Origin of the sequence: Rhizobium hidalgonense, from assembly GCF_005862185.2 — a bacterium.
Taxonomy (GTDB): Bacteria; Pseudomonadota; Alphaproteobacteria; order Rhizobiales; family Rhizobiaceae; genus Rhizobium; species Rhizobium hidalgonense.
Map to the genome: position 1 here is coordinate 14,880 of NZ_CP054029.1, position 14,700 is coordinate 29,579.

At 61.7% G+C, this 14,700-nt stretch carries 14 protein-coding genes; 9 read left to right on the plus strand and 5 right to left on the minus strand.

Annotation, left to right across the window (positions count from 1 at the left end):
• Positions 1-68 precede the first annotated feature (68 nt).
• Both FFM81_RS28925 and FFM81_RS28930 read left to right on the plus strand, forming a co-directional pair.
• A complete protein-coding gene (locus tag FFM81_RS28925) occupies positions 69-1,532 on the plus strand; it encodes a phospholipase D-like domain-containing protein (protein WP_025418947.1) in 1,464 nt (487 codons plus the stop codon).
• A gap of 96 nt (positions 1,533-1,628) precedes the next feature.
• Positions 1,629-2,444 (plus strand): endonuclease/exonuclease/phosphatase family protein, encoded by an 816-nt coding sequence (locus tag FFM81_RS28930; protein WP_003564059.1) that lies wholly within the window; start codon positions 1,629-1,631, stop codon positions 2,442-2,444.
• Between the two features lie 4 nt (positions 2,445-2,448).
• On the opposite strand, the gene FFM81_RS28935 is transcribed toward FFM81_RS28930, so the two are convergent.
• Positions 2,449-3,024, minus strand: a complete 576-nt coding sequence (locus tag FFM81_RS28935; RefSeq protein WP_138385894.1) for a hypothetical protein — start codon at positions 3,022-3,024, stop codon at positions 2,449-2,451.
• Positions 3,025-3,293: 269 nt separating this feature from the next.
• Here FFM81_RS28935 and FFM81_RS28940 point away from each other — a divergent pair, with 269 nt between their 5' ends.
• The 7 genes from FFM81_RS28940 (at position 3,294) to pepT (ending at position 10,880) form a co-directional block, all read left to right on the plus strand.
• Positions 3,294-4,016, plus strand: a complete 723-nt coding sequence (locus tag FFM81_RS28940) for a FadR/GntR family transcriptional regulator (RefSeq protein ID WP_003564057.1) — start codon at positions 3,294-3,296, stop codon at positions 4,014-4,016.
• The gene (locus FFM81_RS28945; protein WP_097536682.1) at positions 4,013-5,185 is read left to right on the plus strand and encodes a PLP-dependent transferase; all 1,173 of its coding nucleotides are present in this window, start codon (positions 4,013-4,015) and stop codon (positions 5,183-5,185) included. The genes FFM81_RS28940 and FFM81_RS28945 overlap by 4 nt, the downstream gene beginning before the upstream one ends.
• A gap of 30 nt (positions 5,186-5,215) precedes the next feature.
• Complete coding sequence (locus tag FFM81_RS28950) at positions 5,216-6,475, plus strand: ABC transporter substrate-binding protein (RefSeq protein ID WP_003564055.1); 1,260 nt, start codon at positions 5,216-5,218, stop codon at positions 6,473-6,475.
• A 231-nt stretch (positions 6,476-6,706) separates the two neighbouring features.
• Positions 6,707-7,642, plus strand: coding sequence for a carbohydrate ABC transporter permease (locus FFM81_RS28955; RefSeq protein ID WP_003564053.1), 936 nt, complete (start codon positions 6,707-6,709; stop codon positions 7,640-7,642).
• Between the two features lie 4 nt (positions 7,643-7,646).
• Positions 7,647-8,477, plus strand: coding sequence for a carbohydrate ABC transporter permease (locus tag FFM81_RS28960; RefSeq protein WP_003564051.1), 831 nt, complete (start codon positions 7,647-7,649; stop codon positions 8,475-8,477).
• A gap of 5 nt (positions 8,478-8,482) precedes the next feature.
• Complete coding sequence (locus FFM81_RS28965) at positions 8,483-9,541, plus strand: ABC transporter ATP-binding protein (protein ID WP_097536681.1); 1,059 nt, start codon at positions 8,483-8,485, stop codon at positions 9,539-9,541.
• Positions 9,542-9,647: 106 nt separating this feature from the next.
• A complete protein-coding gene (gene pepT, locus FFM81_RS28970) occupies positions 9,648-10,880 on the plus strand; it encodes a peptidase T (RefSeq protein ID WP_025418944.1) in 1,233 nt (410 codons plus the stop codon).
• A gap of 33 nt (positions 10,881-10,913) precedes the next feature.
• Here the strand turns inward: pepT and FFM81_RS28975 are convergent, their stop codons facing one another.
• From FFM81_RS28975 to cysT, 4 genes are all read right to left on the minus strand, one after another.
• Positions 10,914-11,768 (minus strand): cell wall hydrolase, encoded by an 855-nt coding sequence (locus tag FFM81_RS28975; protein WP_003564046.1) that lies wholly within the window; start codon positions 11,766-11,768, stop codon positions 10,914-10,916.
• Between the two features lie 158 nt (positions 11,769-11,926).
• Positions 11,927-12,967, minus strand: coding sequence for a sulfate/molybdate ABC transporter ATP-binding protein (locus FFM81_RS28980; protein ID WP_003564044.1), 1,041 nt, complete (start codon positions 12,965-12,967; stop codon positions 11,927-11,929).
• A gap of 10 nt (positions 12,968-12,977) precedes the next feature.
• A complete protein-coding gene (gene cysW / locus FFM81_RS28985) occupies positions 12,978-13,850 on the minus strand; it encodes a sulfate ABC transporter permease subunit CysW (protein ID WP_138385896.1) in 873 nt (290 codons plus the stop codon).
• Positions 13,840-14,697 carry a sulfate ABC transporter permease subunit CysT gene (gene cysT, locus FFM81_RS28990; RefSeq protein ID WP_003564041.1) on the minus strand — a complete coding sequence of 286 codons (858 nt, stop codon included), beginning with the start codon at positions 14,695-14,697 and terminating at the stop codon, positions 13,840-13,842. The genes cysW and cysT overlap by 11 nt, the downstream gene beginning before the upstream one ends.
• Between the last annotated feature and the right edge of the window lie 3 nt (positions 14,698-14,700).

Consider the following 14,700-nt stretch of genomic DNA (forward strand, 5'->3'; position numbering starts at 1 on the left):
AAATTTCGCGTCATGGGAGAGCGGTGGCGCGATTGAACGTCGCCGTTTCCCGGCTATATTTGCCAGCGATGTTCTATCTTCTGTCGACCTATTGGCCGCATATCCTCTTTGTCGTTTCGATCGCCATGGGGGCCGCGGCGGCGATCCATGCCGCCATGACCAAGGAGGAGGTGCGCGCCGCGATCGGCTGGGTCGGCGTCATCATCCTGTCTCCGATCATCGGCGCGGTGCTCTATGCGATTGCCGGCATCAACCGCATCCGCCGGAAATCGCTGAGCATTCGTCGCGACGCGCTGCTGCCTTCTGCCGAATTCGACGAGTTGGAGACCTTCGACGCCGAGGCCGAGACGGTGATCAGCCAGTTCGGCCGCCGCTTTGCGGCGCTGCAGACGCTCGGCGACCGGGTGACGCGCAACCCGCTGACCTCGGGCAATTCGATCGATGTGCTGGAGACCGGCGACGAGGCCTATGCGGCGATGAAGTCGATCATCGATGAGGCGGAGCGCAGCATTCTGCTCGAAACCTATATTTTCGACCGCGACGCGATCGGCCTTCGCGTCGCCGACGCGCTGATTGCCGCGGTCAAGCGCGGCGTCGAGGTCCGGGTGCTGATCGATGCGGTCGGCGCACGTTATTCGGTGCCGAGCATTCTCGGCCATCTCCGGGATGGCGGCGTCACCGTTTCCGTCTTCAACGGCAATGTCATCATGGGCTTGCGGCTGCCCTATGCCAATCTGCGCACCCACCGCAAGATCCTGATCGTTGACGGGAAGATCGCGCTGACGGGCGGAATGAACATCCGCGCGGGTTTCAGCGAGGAGGCGACGGGCGAGAGCTTCGCCCATGACACGCATTTCAGCGTCACCGGCCCTGTTGTCGCCGACCTCTTCGACCTTGCCGCCGAGGATTGGCGCTTCTCCACCCAGGAGCTGCTGAACGGCGAGGCCTGGCGCATCGAACCGCCACAGCGCAGCCCCGGCGATCCCATCCTGATGCGCGTCGTCGCCTCCGGACCGGATCGCAGCGTCGAAACCAACCACAAGATGCTGATGGGCGCCTTTTCCGTGGCGCGCCAGTCAATCCGCATCATGTCGCCCTATTTCCTGCCGGACCGCGAACTGATCAGTGCGCTGGTGACGGCCGCACGGCGCGGCGTCGAAGTCGATATCGTCGTGCCCGCGGTCAACAACCTGGTGCTGGTCGACCGGGCGATGACGGCCCAATTCGACCAGATCCTCAAGGGTTACTGTCGGATCTGGCGCTCGACCGGCAGCTTCAGCCATTCGAAGCTTTTGACGATCGACGGCACCTGGGCCTATGTCGGATCCTCCAATCTCGACCCGCGTTCGCTGCGGCTGAATTTCGAAGTCGATCTTGAAGTGCTGAATGAGGGCTTTGCCGGCGAGATCGACGAACATATCGAGGAAACGCTGAAATCGGCATCGCCGGTGACGCTGGACGGCTTACGCGCCCGGCCCTTTCCGGTGCGGCTGCTCGAAAAGGTGCTGTGGCTGGGTTCGCCCTATCTCTGAAGGATTTTTTGGCGTTTGGGCGTGGCAAGTTCGGCTTGCCCTCCTATACTGCCGAGAGAAGCCTTTTTTTGATCAACGGAACAACTGCACCTTCCGATGCACGCCAGAAAACACAATCTTCCCGCCAGCATCCTTGCCTCGATCAGGAGCAGGAAAAAGCGGCTCGACCCGGCCTATACGGAGACGAGGCCGCGCAGCGCCGGAACGTTGATCGCTTCCTATAACGTGCACAAATGCGTCGGCACCGACCGCCGCTTCGATCCGGAGCGCACCAGCCGGGTGATCCATGAAATCGGCGCCGACGTCATTGCGCTGCAGGAGGCGGATACGCGCTTCGGCGAGCGCACCGGCATTCTCGACCTCGGCCGGCTGGAGCGGGAAACCGGACTGATCCCGGTGCCGGTTGCCGGCATGGCCAAGGCGCATGGCTGGCATGGCAATGTCGTGCTCTTCAAGAAGGGGCTGGTGCATGACGTGCATCAGGTCAAGCTGCCGGGACTGGAACCGCGCGGCGCCCTCGTCACCGAGATCGAACTTGAGCAGGGCGGGGTGCTGCGCATCATCGCCGCGCATTTCGGCCTGCTGCGCCACAACCGAGCCCAGCAGGCCCGCATGCTGGTCGACCTTATCAACGACAGACGGGAAATGCCGACCATCCTGCTCGGCGACCTCAACGAATGGCGGCTCGGCGACCGCTCCTCGCTCAACACCTTCCAATCCGCCTTCGGCGAACTGCCGCCCGCCGTCCCGAGCTTCCCCGCCGGCCTACCGCTCCTGGCCCTCGACCGCATCATCGCCAACCGTAAAGGGATCATCTCGGAGGTGGAGGCGCATGATACGCCGCTGGCGCGGGTCGCCTCGGATCATCTGCCGATCAAGGCGCTTGTCGATCTGGAGCCGGTGGCCGGTTAGAACCTCACCTCGAGCGCAAAAAGCTCACGAGACGGCGAAACCCCTGCGCCCACAGCTGCGGATCGATCGTTTCAGATGAGGAAGGTGCGGTCAGCCGCTCGAGGCGAGGCAGGAGAAAAGCAGCCCAGTCGTCAAGATCGCTTTTGCTGAAGTAAGGCAGCCAGACGTCGGCGGGACCGACCCACTGCCGAGAATTTGCTCGCGGGAGATCGCCGAGCTTCACCAATACGGTCCCGCCGTTATCTCCGACGACTTCAATCTCAGGATCAGGATCCGGCCTGCGCAGGCGCGCGATGATGCCTTCTTCCAGAGCTTTGCCAATCGCACGATCTGCCTCGTTCAGTCGAAAAAGTATTCTCGTATCGCTGGTGGGGCCGGAGCCCTCGGACATGTTAATCGTAAATTTGGCGCCCATGACGCTGTTCGAATATTGCGATACCTGCAGCCAAAAGACCCTCGCGCCCCGGGCAAAGCTGCACTTGCCGGCCGTTTGCGATTCCCATCCGAGCTCCTGAAATCGCGGAGCCAGCCGCGAACGCATATGCCGATGGAAATCTTTGCTTTTCACATAGTCGCGCATGCTTCAGAGCCGGTTCCCAGGGTCTTATGTCCAGAGCATCTCATGGTGCTCGAAGGTATAATGCAGGCTTGCGTCATAGCAAGCGTTCTCAGGGCGAACCGCTGGCTACGGAGGTTTCGGGAAGCTACTGCGGTATAGCCTTGTACCATCTCCGCCAATCAATTTTCGCTCCTGTTGCCAAGACCGCTTGACGTCTTTCCATCTTTGAGAAATGCTAAGATGTCAGACCAATTTGAAAGCCTGACTGCCTGATAAGAAAATGGGGAACCATGAAGGCAAATCGTAGCGACAGGCCGATGATCCGGCCGCTTCCGGTCATGGACCGCGCGCGTCAGGTGACCGATGCGCTGGCGGATTATGTCGAAGAAGCGCGGTTGCAGGCGGGGGACCGGCTGCCGGCCGAGCGCGAGCTGATGGCGGCGCTTGCCGTCGGCCGCTCGACCATTCGCGAGGCGATCCGGCATTTTCAGGCGCTCGGGGTGATCGAGACGCGCAAGGGCAGCGGCACTTATCTGTTGAAGCCGGTGTCGAGGGCGACGATCCATATGCCGCTGTCGTTCGATACCGCCCATCTGCGCGACGTGCTGCTGCAGACGCTGGAGGTCCGCCGCGGCATCGAATGCGAGGCGGGCATGGTGGCGGCCCGGCGGCGCACGGCAAAAGACCTCGTCGTCATCGAGGAGAAGCTCAACGAGATGGAGCGGGTGCATCTTGAGAAGGGCACCTCTGGGCCAGAAGATCTGGCTTTCCATCTCGCCGTCTACGATGCCACCCACAATCCGCTGTTTCGTCAGCTTCTCGAGCAGATGCGCGAAACCTTCGAGCGTTTTTGGGAGCATCCCTTCGAACGGCAGGATTTTGCCCGCCGCTCCTTTCCGTTTCACCGAACGCTTTTCAATGCGATCGCCGCCCGTGACCCGGAGGCGGCGCGCGCGGAAACGCTGAAAATTCTCGACATCGTCGAGGAAGACATCAAGGAAATGTCCAAATGAGCAACGGTGCCGACCCGTTCGATCTTGCTTCCATCATCACCGCCCACGACGACGGCAACTTCGCCGACGCAGTCGTGCCGCCGATCTTCCAGACCTCGCTTTTCACTTTTTCCGATTATGACGAGATGATCACCGTCTATCGCGGCGAGAAGGTGCGGCCGACCTATACGCGGGGGCTGAACCCGACGGTGCGCGCCTTCGAGGAAATGCTGGCGAAGCTCGAAGGTGCCGAGGACGCGCTGGGTTTTGCGAGCGGCATGGCGGCGATCTCGTCTTCCGTGCTGAGTTTCGTCGAGCCGGGCGACCGCATCGTCGCAGTCCGGCACGTCTATCCCGATGCCTTCCGCCTATTCGGCACCGTCCTGAAGCGGATGAAGGTCGAGGTGACCTATGTCGACGGGCGCGACGAAGAGGCGGTCGCGCGCGCGCTGCCCGGCGCCAAGCTTCTGTACCTGGAAAGCCCGACGAGCTGGGTGATGGAGGCCCATGATGTCGGGGCGCTCGCAGCCCTCGCCAGGCAACACGGCGTCGTCTCGATGATCGACAATAGCTGGGCGAGCCCGTTCTTCCAGCGGCCGCTGACGCTCGGCGTCGATCTCGTCATCCATTCGGCCTCGAAATATCTCGGCGGCCACAGCGATGTGGTGGCGGGGGTCGTTGCCGGCTCGCAGGCGATGATTGCGCGCATCAAGGCCGAGGCCTATCCTTATCTCGGTGGAAAGCTTTCGCCCTTCGACGCCTGGCTGTTGATCCGCGGCCTGCGCACGCTGCCGCTGCGCATGAAAGCCCATGAGGCATCGGCACTTGAAATCGCCAGGCGCCTGAAGAAGCTCGACGTGGTGGAGACGGTCTGCCATCCCGGGCTTGCCAACCGTTTGCCCGCTGGTCTTAACGGCACCTCGGGCCTGTTTTCGTTCATCTTCCGCGAAGGCGTCGATATCCGCGCTTTCGCCGATCACCTCAAGCTCTTCAAACTGGGAGTGAGCTGGGGTGGACATGAAAGCCTGATCGTACCGGGCGAGGTGGTGCTGCAGCAGAAGGCACAGCCGAATTCCGCGCAAACCTTCGGCATCCATGCGCGATCCGTACGCCTCCATGTCGGCCTCGAAGGAACCGAAGCCCTGTGGAGAGACATCGAGGAAGCGCTCGCCGCCGCCTCACAATCCTGAAACCTGAGCCTAACAAGGGGGAACTGAGCCATGAAAAAACTAATAATCTCGACACTCTTTGCTTCAATGATGGCGGGCACGGCCTTTGCCGATACGACGCTGAAGCTCGTCGAAGTCATCACCAGCCCGGAGCGGACCGAAACGCTGAAATCGATCGTCGGCAAATTCGAGGCCGCCAATCCCGGCACCAAGGTCGACATCATCTCGCTGCCCTGGAACGAAGCCTTCCAGAAGTTCGCGACCATGGTCTCGGCCGGCGACGTGCCCGACGTGATGGAGATGCCCGATACCTGGCTGTCGCTCTATGCCAATAATGGCATGCTCGAAAGCCTCGAGCCCTATCTCGCAAAGTGGGAGCATACCAAGGAGCTGACGCCGCGCGCGCTCGAACTCGGCCGCGACGTCAAGAACACCGCCTATATGCTGCCCTACGGCTTCTATCTCCGCGCGATGTTCTACAACAAGAAACTGCTTTCGGAAGCCGGTGTCTCAGCACCACCGAAGACGCTGGAGGAATTCACTGCCGCGTCGGAAAAAGTCTCCAAACTGCCTGGCAAATACGGTTACTGCATGCGCGGCGGCGCGGGCGGCCTCAACGGCTGGATGATCTTCGCCGCCTCCATGGCCGGCGACAACAAGTACTTCAAGGAAGACGGCACCTCGACGATGAACAGCCCCGGCTGGGCCAAGGGCATCGAATGGATGGTCGATCTCTACAAGAAGGGCTATGCCCCGAAGGACAGCGTCAACTGGGGCTTCAACGAGGTCGTCGCCGGCTTCTATTCCGGCACCTGCGCCTTCCTCGATCAGGATCCGGATGCGCTGATCGCCATTGCCGAACGCATGAAGAAGGAAGACTTCGGTGTCATGCCGCTGCCGAAGGGCCCGGACGGCAAGTCCTTCCCGACCATCGGCTATGGCGGCTGGTCGATGTTTTCGACCAGCGGCAACAAGGAGCTCTCGTGGAAGCTGATCGCCACCCTCGAAGGGCCGGAAGGCAATATCGAGTGGAACAAGCGCATCGGCGCCCTGCCGGCCTATACGGCGGCCGAAAAGGATCCCTTCTATGCCGGTGACCAGTTCAAGGGCTGGTTCGAGGAGCTGGCGGACCCGAACACGGTGCCGACTGTCATGCCGACCTACCTTGAGGAATTCGCCTTCTTCAAGGATTCGCTGGCGATCAAGACCTCGCAGCAGGCACTGCTCGGCGATATCTCGGCAAAGGATCTGGCCGATCAGTGGGCGGACTATCTGACCAAGGCGCAGCAGAAGTTTCTGTCGAAGAAGTAGTGGAAAAGGGGGCTTCGAGCTGGAGGCCCCCTCATCCGCCTGCCGCCACCTTCACCTGGGTCGAGCCACTGGTCTCGACCCGTCCTTCGGACCCCCGCTAGGGAGAAGGGAAAATGCCGCAACGCCTCCGTTCCCTTCTCCCTAGCGGGGAGGAGGTAGCCCGTAGGGTCGGTTGAGGGGGCTGCACGCGCATTCGAAGCCTTGACTCGCACATTTGGAAACCGCAATCCGATGACCATTTCCGCCGATACGCTCGACATGCGTCGCGACCGCAGACCATGGCTGCGTCGTCTTGCCGATGCTTCCGAGCCCTATCTCTACAGCGCCCCGTCGCTGATCCTGATCATCGCCGTGATGCTGGTGCCGCTGACACTCGGGCTGTCCTATGCCTTCCGCGATATCCAACTGCTCAATCCGTTTTCCGGCGGCTTCATCGGGCTCGATCATTTCCGCGAGCTTGCAGGCGATGCCGCCTTCTATGGCGCGCTGCGCAATACGCTCTGGTGGACCGGCGCCTCCGTCGTCCTTCAATTCGCATTCGGGCTCATTCTGGCGCTGCTGCTCGACAAGCCGTTCCCGGGGCGGGCGATCGCGCAGGCGCTGGTTTTCCTGCCCTGGGCCGTGCCGTCCTTTCTCGCTGGCCTCAACTGGGCCTGGCTGTTCAATCCGGTCATCGGGCCGATCCCGCATTGGCTCTTCGGGCTCGGGCTGATGCATGAGCCGGGCAATATTCTTTCCGATCCCAATTATGCGATGTGGGGGCCGATCGCCGCCAATGTCTGGTGGGGCATTCCCTTCTTTGCGATCACCCTGCTGGCCGCCCTCCAAGCCATCCCGCGCGATCTCTATGAGGCGGCCTCGATCGACGGCGCCGGCTGGTTCCAGCGCTTCCGCTCGATCACCCTGCCGTTTCTGGCGCCGACGATCGCCATCACTGTGCTGCTGCGCACCGTCTGGATTTCCAATTTCGCCGATCTCATTGTCGTCATGACAAATGGCGGGCCGGCCGATCGCACGCAGATCGTTGCGAGCTACATCTTCACCACGGCCTTCAAGCGGCTCGATTTCGGTTATGCCTCGGCGATCGCGCTGGTGCTGCTGGTGCTGCTGCTTGCCTATTCGATGCTGATCATCCTGCTGCGGCAGACGCTGCTGAACAAGGATTGAGCCCATGAGACGATCCGTCATTCCCACGATCGTGCACCGCCTGGCGATCCTCTGCTATATCGCCTTCGCGCTTTTCCCGCTGTTCTGGCTGCTCAAGGTCTCGGTGACGCCGAACGACCTGCTCTATAGCGAAGGCGTGCGCATGTGGCCGTCGCGCACGACCTGGGATCACTATGCCTTCGTGCTGCAGCACAGCGCCTTCCCGACTTTCTTCAAGAACAGCCTGATCGTCTCGGCCTCGACGGCGGTGACCGTGACGATCTGCGCCTCGCTCTCCGGCTACGCGCTGTCACGCTTCAAATTCAGGGCAAAATACTGGATCGTCGCGCTGATGCTGCTGACCCAGATGTTCCCGCTGGTCATGCTGGTGGCGCCGATCTTCAAGATGCTGTCGCCCTTGCATCTGACCAACAGCCTGACCGGGCTCGTCGTCGTCTACACCGCCTTCAACGTGCCTTTCGCCACCTTCCTGATGCAGTCCTTCTTCGACGGCATTCCCAAGGATTTGGAAGAGGCGGCGATGATCGACGGGGCGACACAGTTCACCGCGTTTCGCCAGATCATCCTGCCGCTGACGCTGCCGGGTATTGCCGCGACGCTCGGCTTCGTCTTCACCGCCGCCTGGAGCGAGTTGCTCTTCGCGCTGATGCTGATCAACGGTAATGACGCGGCGACCTTCCCGGTCGGGCTTCTCACCTTCGTTTCGAAATTCTCGGTGGATTTCGGGCAGATGATGGCGGCGGGCGTCATGGCGCTCATCCCGGCCGGCCTCTTCTTCCTGCTCATCCAGCGTTATCTCGTCCAGGGCCTGACGGCCGGCGCGGTCAAGGGTTAAACAGAATGGCATCGATCGATATCCAGAATATCCGCAAAGCCTATGGCCATGTGCAGGTGCTGCACGGCGTCGACCTCGAAATCCAGGACGGCGAATTCGTCGTGCTCGTCGGCCCGTCCGGCTGCGGCAAGTCCACGCTGCTGCGGATGATTGCCGGGCTGGAGGACGTCACATCAGGCGAGATCCGCATTGCAGGCGCCAGAGTGAACGAGTTGCATCCCAAGGATCGCGACATCGCCATGGTATTCCAGTCCTATGCGCTCTACCCCCATATGAACGTCGCCGGCAATATGAGCTACAGCCTGAAACTCAGGAAGACGGCCAAGGAAAAGATCACCAGCGCCGTCTCCGCTGCCGCGGCCAAGCTCGGCCTCGATCCGCTGCTCGAACGGCGGCCGAAGGCGCTTTCCGGCGGCCAGCGCCAGCGTGTCGCCATGGGCCGCGCCATCGTGCGCCAGCCGAAGGCCTTCCTGTTCGACGAACCGCTCTCCAACCTCGATGCGCGCCTGCGCGAACAGATGCGCGCCGAGATCAAGAAGCTGCACGGCGAGCTGAAGGCGACCTCGATCTATGTCACCCATGACCAGATCGAGGCGATGACGCTGGCGGACCGTATCGTCGCCATGCATGGCGGCGTGGTGCAGCAGGTCGGCAGCCCGCTGGAACTCTATGACCGTCCCGCCAATCTCTTTGTCGCCGGCTTCATCGGCTCGCCTGGAATGAATTTCCTCGAGGCGAGCTATGTCACAGGCGGCCTCAAGCTGAAGGACGGCACGATCGTGCCGCTGGCAAAGCCGCTGCCTCTCGAAGACGGCGCAAAGGTGACGCTCGGCATTCGGCCGGAGCATGTGGTGATGACGACTGACGGCGCAGGCCTTCCCACCGATGTGGAACTGGTCGAGCCGACAGGCTTCGGTATCATCCTGCATCTTGCTCTGCACGGCCTGCCGTTCAAGATCTTCACGCTGGACCGCGAGGCGCTGAAGGCGGGTCCGAAGGTCAATGTGGCCTTCCCCGCGCAATATCTGCATGTGTTCGACGGCGAGGGAAAACGCTTGGATTGAACGGCCGATCCTCGCGCGTCGCGAGCGGAAAAAACTTTTGCCGCATCGCCCGCAAGGGTTATATCCCCTGCGTGATCTTGCCCGTGATCTTGCTGGAGTGGATGCCATGACCGACGCTGTTCTCGACCGCTTTCTCCGCTATGTCGTTATCGACACTCAATCCGATCCCTCCTCGTCGACGCAGCCGACCACCGAGAAGCAGAAGGATCTCGGACGAGTTCTCGTCGATGAGCTGCTCAAGATCGGCCTTGCGGATGCGCATCTCGATGAGCACGGTTATGTCTATGCGACCGTTCCCGGAAATAGCGACAAGGTCGTGCCGGTCATCTGCTTCTGCTCGCACATGGATACGGCGCCCGATTTCAGCGGCACCGGCGTCAAGCCGCAGATCATCCGCAATTACGCCGGCGGGGATATCACGCTTGTCGGCGATCCCAGCCGGGTGATCCGTGTTTCCGAACATCCCGAGCTGAACAACCAGATTGGCAACGACATCGTCACCACCGACGGAACGACATTGCTCGGCGCCGACGACAAGGCGGGGCTGGCGGAGATCATGACCGCGGCCCAGATCCTCGTCGCCAATCCCGAGATCAAGCACGGGACGATCAAGATCCTGTTCACCCCCGACGAGGAGGTCGGGCGCGGGGTCAACAAGGTCGACCTGAAAAAACTCGGCGCCGACTTCGCCTATACGATGGACGGCGAAACATCAGGCCACATCGAGGATGAGACCTTTTCGGCCGATGGCGTCGAGATCGCCATCTCAGGCGTGGCGATCCATCCGGGTTTTGCCAAGGACCGCATGGAAAACGCCATCAAGATCGCCGGCGCCATCATCGACCGGCTGCCGAAAGAGATTGCGCCGGAGACCACCGAGGGCAAGCAGGGCTTCATCCATCCGGTAGGGGTGACCGGCTCGATGGAGAAGGCGTCGCTGAGCCTCATCATCCGCGACTTCACCGACGAGGGGCTGGTGGAAAAGGAGACCTTGCTCGAGGCCATCGTCAAGGACGTCATGGCTGGCTATCCCGGCTCGACCTACCATTTCCAGGTCAGGGAACAGTACCGCAACATGAAGGTGGTGCTCGATCGGCACCCGGAGATCGTCGACAACGCCATCGAAGCCGTGCGGCGGGCCGGCATGACGCCGGTGCGCGGCAGCATCCGCGGCGGTACGGATGGCTCTCGCCTTTCCTTCATGGGCCTGCCATGCCCGAACATCTTCGCCGGCGGCCATGCCTTCCACTCGCCGCTCGAATGGGTCAGCCGCCAGGATATGGAAAAGGCCGCCCAGACGATCGTGGAGCTTGCAAGGGTCTGGGAAGAGCGCGCTTAAGGCGCGCTTTTACCTCATGCAAACCGTAACGGCTTAACCGCCGGTCGCTGCGACGCTCCCGCGCAGCATCACGCTGTCATAGGCGGGGCGGGGAATGGGGATCGCGATCGGCATTCCCGGTTCGGGCTCGATCGAGGTGGCCGGCGAGGCCACCGGCGCTGTCGCTGGCGTAATCACTGGCGCGGTCACTGGCGCTGTGATCTGCATCTGCGCCGTGCTCGCCGTCGCCATCGGGTCGGGAGCCGGTAGAGGAACGGGAACCGCCGAGGGAATCAGCGCCTCGAATTGCGGCGGCAGCATGCTTTCGCCTGGCACATAGTTCATTGCCACTTCATAAGCGGGCAGCGGCGGCGGTGTTTGGAGCATGCCATTGGCGTCGCGCTTCTCGTAGAAGGCGTTGCCGCCGGCAACCGTGACATAATGCATGTTGTTATAAGGGAATTTCAGCCCGTCGGTGTGGAAGAACATCGCATCCTTGACCGCAGGATGGCGTGCGCCCTTCAGCAGAATCGCATCGGCAGCGGTCGCAAGCTCGGTCTCGGCCTGCGGCTTGACTTCGCGCGTCATCACGCCCGGCGCAAACTGCTTCTCCTGGGCGACGACGCCGCAGATCGATGGAGGATAGGCGCCTGACGTGAGCCTGTTCATGACGACGGTGCCGACGGCGAGATAACCATCCTCATCCGAGTGCTGCGATTCGAAATACATCGCGCGCTGCAGGCAGTCTCGGTCCTTTTTCGTATAGTTGAAGGTAACTTTCGCCGGTTGAACCTGCTTTGTCTTCGCCGCCGTTGCCGCCGGTTTCGGTGTCGTCGTGCAGCCTGTGGCCGCCAGCCCTACGAACAAAATCCCGATCAGGGATTTTCCAAAGGAAATCTCCGCCCTCAACGCAAGGTGCCTCCTGTGGGATTAGTCCTACTTATTACCGTGAAAATCTTTTACTCGTCATATGACTGAATTACAAACAACCTTAGATAACAAAAAGCATGATGAACTCTCGCCATATGCGATTCCGGTCAATCGTCGTTCGGAACGCGCGATCTCCATCAGCTGCGGAACAGCTTCCAGCGGGTTGGTTTGAAGGCCACGCGGTTGCGGTCGAGCCTGTCGGCCTCGCTCGGGGGCAGCTCGATCTCGATATGCGGGCGGTCGTTGCCGATATCCAGTTCGATGTGACGGGTGCCGGCGACGCGGCGGCTGGAGACCGGCTGGCCGGCGATGCAGTTTTCAGCTGATTCGCAGAGCCTGACGTCGTGCGGGCGGAAGTAGAGCTGCGCCGGGCCGTCCGGCTCGCCCTCGGCATTGAGGCCGAGCGAGCGCCCTTCGAACCGGATGTCGCCATCTGAGATGTCGACCTGCAGGCAATTCGACTGGCCGATGAAGCCGTAGACGAAGGGCGAATTCGGATTGTCGTAGACCTCATCCGGCGTGCCGACCTGCTCGATCGCACCCTGGCTCATGACGACCACGCGATCGGCCAGCTCCAGCGCCTCGTCCTGGTCGTGGGTGACGAAGACGGTTGTGTGCCCGGTGCGGTCGTGGATCTCGCGCAGCCATTTGCGGAGGTCCTTGCGTACCTGGGCGTCGAGCGCGCCGAAGGGTTCGTCGAGCAGCAGCACGTTCGGCTCGACGGCCATGGCGCGGGCGAGCGCCACACGCTGGCGCTGGCCGCCGGAAAGCTGCGCCGGGTAGCGTTTTTCCAGGCCGGAGAGTTGGACGAGCTCGAGCAGTTCCAGCGCCCGCTTACGAATGTCGGCTTTTGCAGGACGCCGCGCACCCTTTCTGACCCTCAGGCCGAAGGAGACGTTATCGAGCACCGTCATGTAGCGGAACAGAGCATAATGCTGGAAGACGAAGCCGATATTGCGCTGCTGCACTGATTTCTTCGAGGCATCCTCGTCACCGAAGAAGATCTGCCCCTCCGTCGGGCTTTCCAAGCCGGCGATCAGTCGCAGTAATGTCGTCTTGCCCGAGCCCGAAGGGCCGAGCAGTGCGATCAGCTCGCCGGAGCGGATACCGAGCGAGACGTCGTGCAGCGCCGGAAAACGATCGAATTCCTTGCGGATGTTTTGAACGCGTACTTCCATTCCAAATCCTTCAGTGCCGCCGGCTGGCGGAGATCTCAGCGCTATAGCGCATTTCCAGCAGCGTCTTCAAAACAAGAGTGACGAGCGCCAGCAAGGCCAAAAGCGTGGCGACGGCAAACGCGCCGGTGAAATTATACTCGTTATAGAGGATCTCCACCTGCAGCGGCATTGTGTTCGTCTGGCCGCGAATATGGCCGGAGACCACCGAGACGGCGCCGAATTCGCCCATGGCGCGGGCATTGCAGAGCAGCACACCGTAGAGCAGGCCCCATTTGATATTCGGCAGCGTCACGTGCCAGAAAGTCTGCCAGCCGCTGGCGCCGAGCGAAAGGGCTGCCTCCTCATCGGCCGTTCCCTGTTCCTGCATCAGCGGGATCAGCTCGCGGGCGACGAAGGGGAAGGTGACGAACATCGTCGCCAGGATCAGCCCCGGCACGGCAAACAGGATCTTGATGTCGTGGGCGCTCAGCCATTGACCGAGCCAGGTATTGGCGCCGAAGAGCAGCACGAAGACCAGGCCGGATATAACAGGCGAGACCGAGAAGGGCAGGTCGATCAGCGTCGTCAAGAAGGCTTTGCCCTTGAACTCGAACTTGGCGATCGCCCAGGCGGCGGCAACCCCGAAGGCGAGATTGAGCGGCACGCTGACACCGGCAACGATCAGCGTCAGCCGGATCGCCGAGAAGGTTTCGAGATCACCGAGGGCCTGGATGAAGGGGCCAGGTCCCTTGCGGAAGGCCTCGACGAAGACGGCGGCCAGCGGCAAAAGCAGGAAGAGCAGCAGGAAGACCAGCGAGAGGGCGATCAGGCTGAAGCGGGCGATCCGGTGTTCGGTGGTCACCGAACGCAGCTTGACGGGTTGAACGGTTGTATCAAGCGCCATAACCGTACCTCCGCCTGCTCCAGCTCTGGATGAGGTTGATGACGAGCAGCAGGGCAAACGAGATGATCAGCATGATCGCCGCAATGCCCGTCGCTGCCGCGTAATTATACTCTTCGAGTTTGATGACGATCAGCAGCGGTGCGATCTCCGATTTGAACGGCAGGTTGCCGGCGATGAAGATGACCGAACCGTATTCGCCGACGCCGCGGGCAAAGGCGAGCGCAAAACCGGTGAGCACGGCGGGCGCCAGCCCCGGCAGCAGCACGCGGAAAATCGTCTGGAAGCGGTTGGCGCCGAGCGTTGCCGCCGCCTCCTCCACTTCCTTGTCGATTTCCTCCATGACCGGCTGCACGGTTCGCACCACGAAGGGCAGGCCGACGAAGATCAGTGCCACGACGATACCGGCCGGGGTGAAAGCGATCTTGATGCCGAGCGGCGTCAGGAACTGGCCGATCCAGCCGTTCGGCGCATAAAGCGTCGTCAGCGCGATGCCGGCGACGGCCGTCGGCAGCGCGAAGGGCAGGTCGACCATGGCATCGATGATGCGCTTGCCGGGGAAACGGTAGCGTACCAGCACCCAGGCGAGGATGATGCCGAAGACGGCATTGACGATGGCGGCAATGAAGGCGGTGCCGAAGCTGATGCGCAATGCATTCAAGGTGCGCGGATCGAACGCGATCGACCAGAATTTCTCCCAGCCGAGCGCGCTCGACCGGACGGCAAGACCGGAGAGCGGGATGAGGATCAGAAGGGTGAGCCAGGTCAAGGTAAGGCCGAGCGCCATTCCGAAACCCGGAATGACGCTCGGCCGTCTGAACCGCCACCGCGTGGGGCTATGTGCTTTCATGAA

What these genes read in the sequence shown, in the direction of transcription:
- FFM81_RS28925 (WP_025418947.1), top strand. Translation starts at nt 69, where the DNA reads ATGTTCTATCTTCTGTCGACCTATTGGCCGCATATCCTCTTTGTCGTT.
- FFM81_RS28930 (WP_003564059.1), top strand. Translation starts at nt 1,629, where the DNA reads ATGCACGCCAGAAAACACAATCTTCCCGCCAGCATCCTTGCCTCGATC.
- FFM81_RS28935 (WP_138385894.1), bottom strand. Translation starts at nt 3,024, where the DNA reads ATGCGCGACTATGTGAAAAGCAAAGATTTCCATCGGCATATGCGTTCG.
- FFM81_RS28940 (WP_003564057.1), top strand. Translation starts at nt 3,294, where the DNA reads ATGAAGGCAAATCGTAGCGACAGGCCGATGATCCGGCCGCTTCCGGTC.
- FFM81_RS28945 (WP_097536682.1), top strand. Translation starts at nt 4,013, where the DNA reads ATGAGCAACGGTGCCGACCCGTTCGATCTTGCTTCCATCATCACCGCC.
- FFM81_RS28950 (WP_003564055.1), top strand. Translation starts at nt 5,216, where the DNA reads ATGAAAAAACTAATAATCTCGACACTCTTTGCTTCAATGATGGCGGGC.
- FFM81_RS28955 (WP_003564053.1), top strand. Translation starts at nt 6,707, where the DNA reads ATGACCATTTCCGCCGATACGCTCGACATGCGTCGCGACCGCAGACCA.
- FFM81_RS28960 (WP_003564051.1), top strand. Translation starts at nt 7,647, where the DNA reads ATGAGACGATCCGTCATTCCCACGATCGTGCACCGCCTGGCGATCCTC.
- FFM81_RS28965 (WP_097536681.1), top strand. Translation starts at nt 8,483, where the DNA reads ATGGCATCGATCGATATCCAGAATATCCGCAAAGCCTATGGCCATGTG.
- pepT (WP_025418944.1), top strand. Translation starts at nt 9,648, where the DNA reads ATGACCGACGCTGTTCTCGACCGCTTTCTCCGCTATGTCGTTATCGAC.
- FFM81_RS28980 (WP_003564044.1), bottom strand. Translation starts at nt 12,967, where the DNA reads ATGGAAGTACGCGTTCAAAACATCCGCAAGGAATTCGATCGTTTTCCG.
- cysW (WP_138385896.1), bottom strand. Translation starts at nt 13,850, where the DNA reads ATGGCGCTTGATACAACCGTTCAACCCGTCAAGCTGCGTTCGGTGACC.
- cysT (WP_003564041.1), bottom strand. Translation starts at nt 14,697, where the DNA reads ATGAAAGCACATAGCCCCACGCGGTGGCGGTTCAGACGGCCGAGCGTC.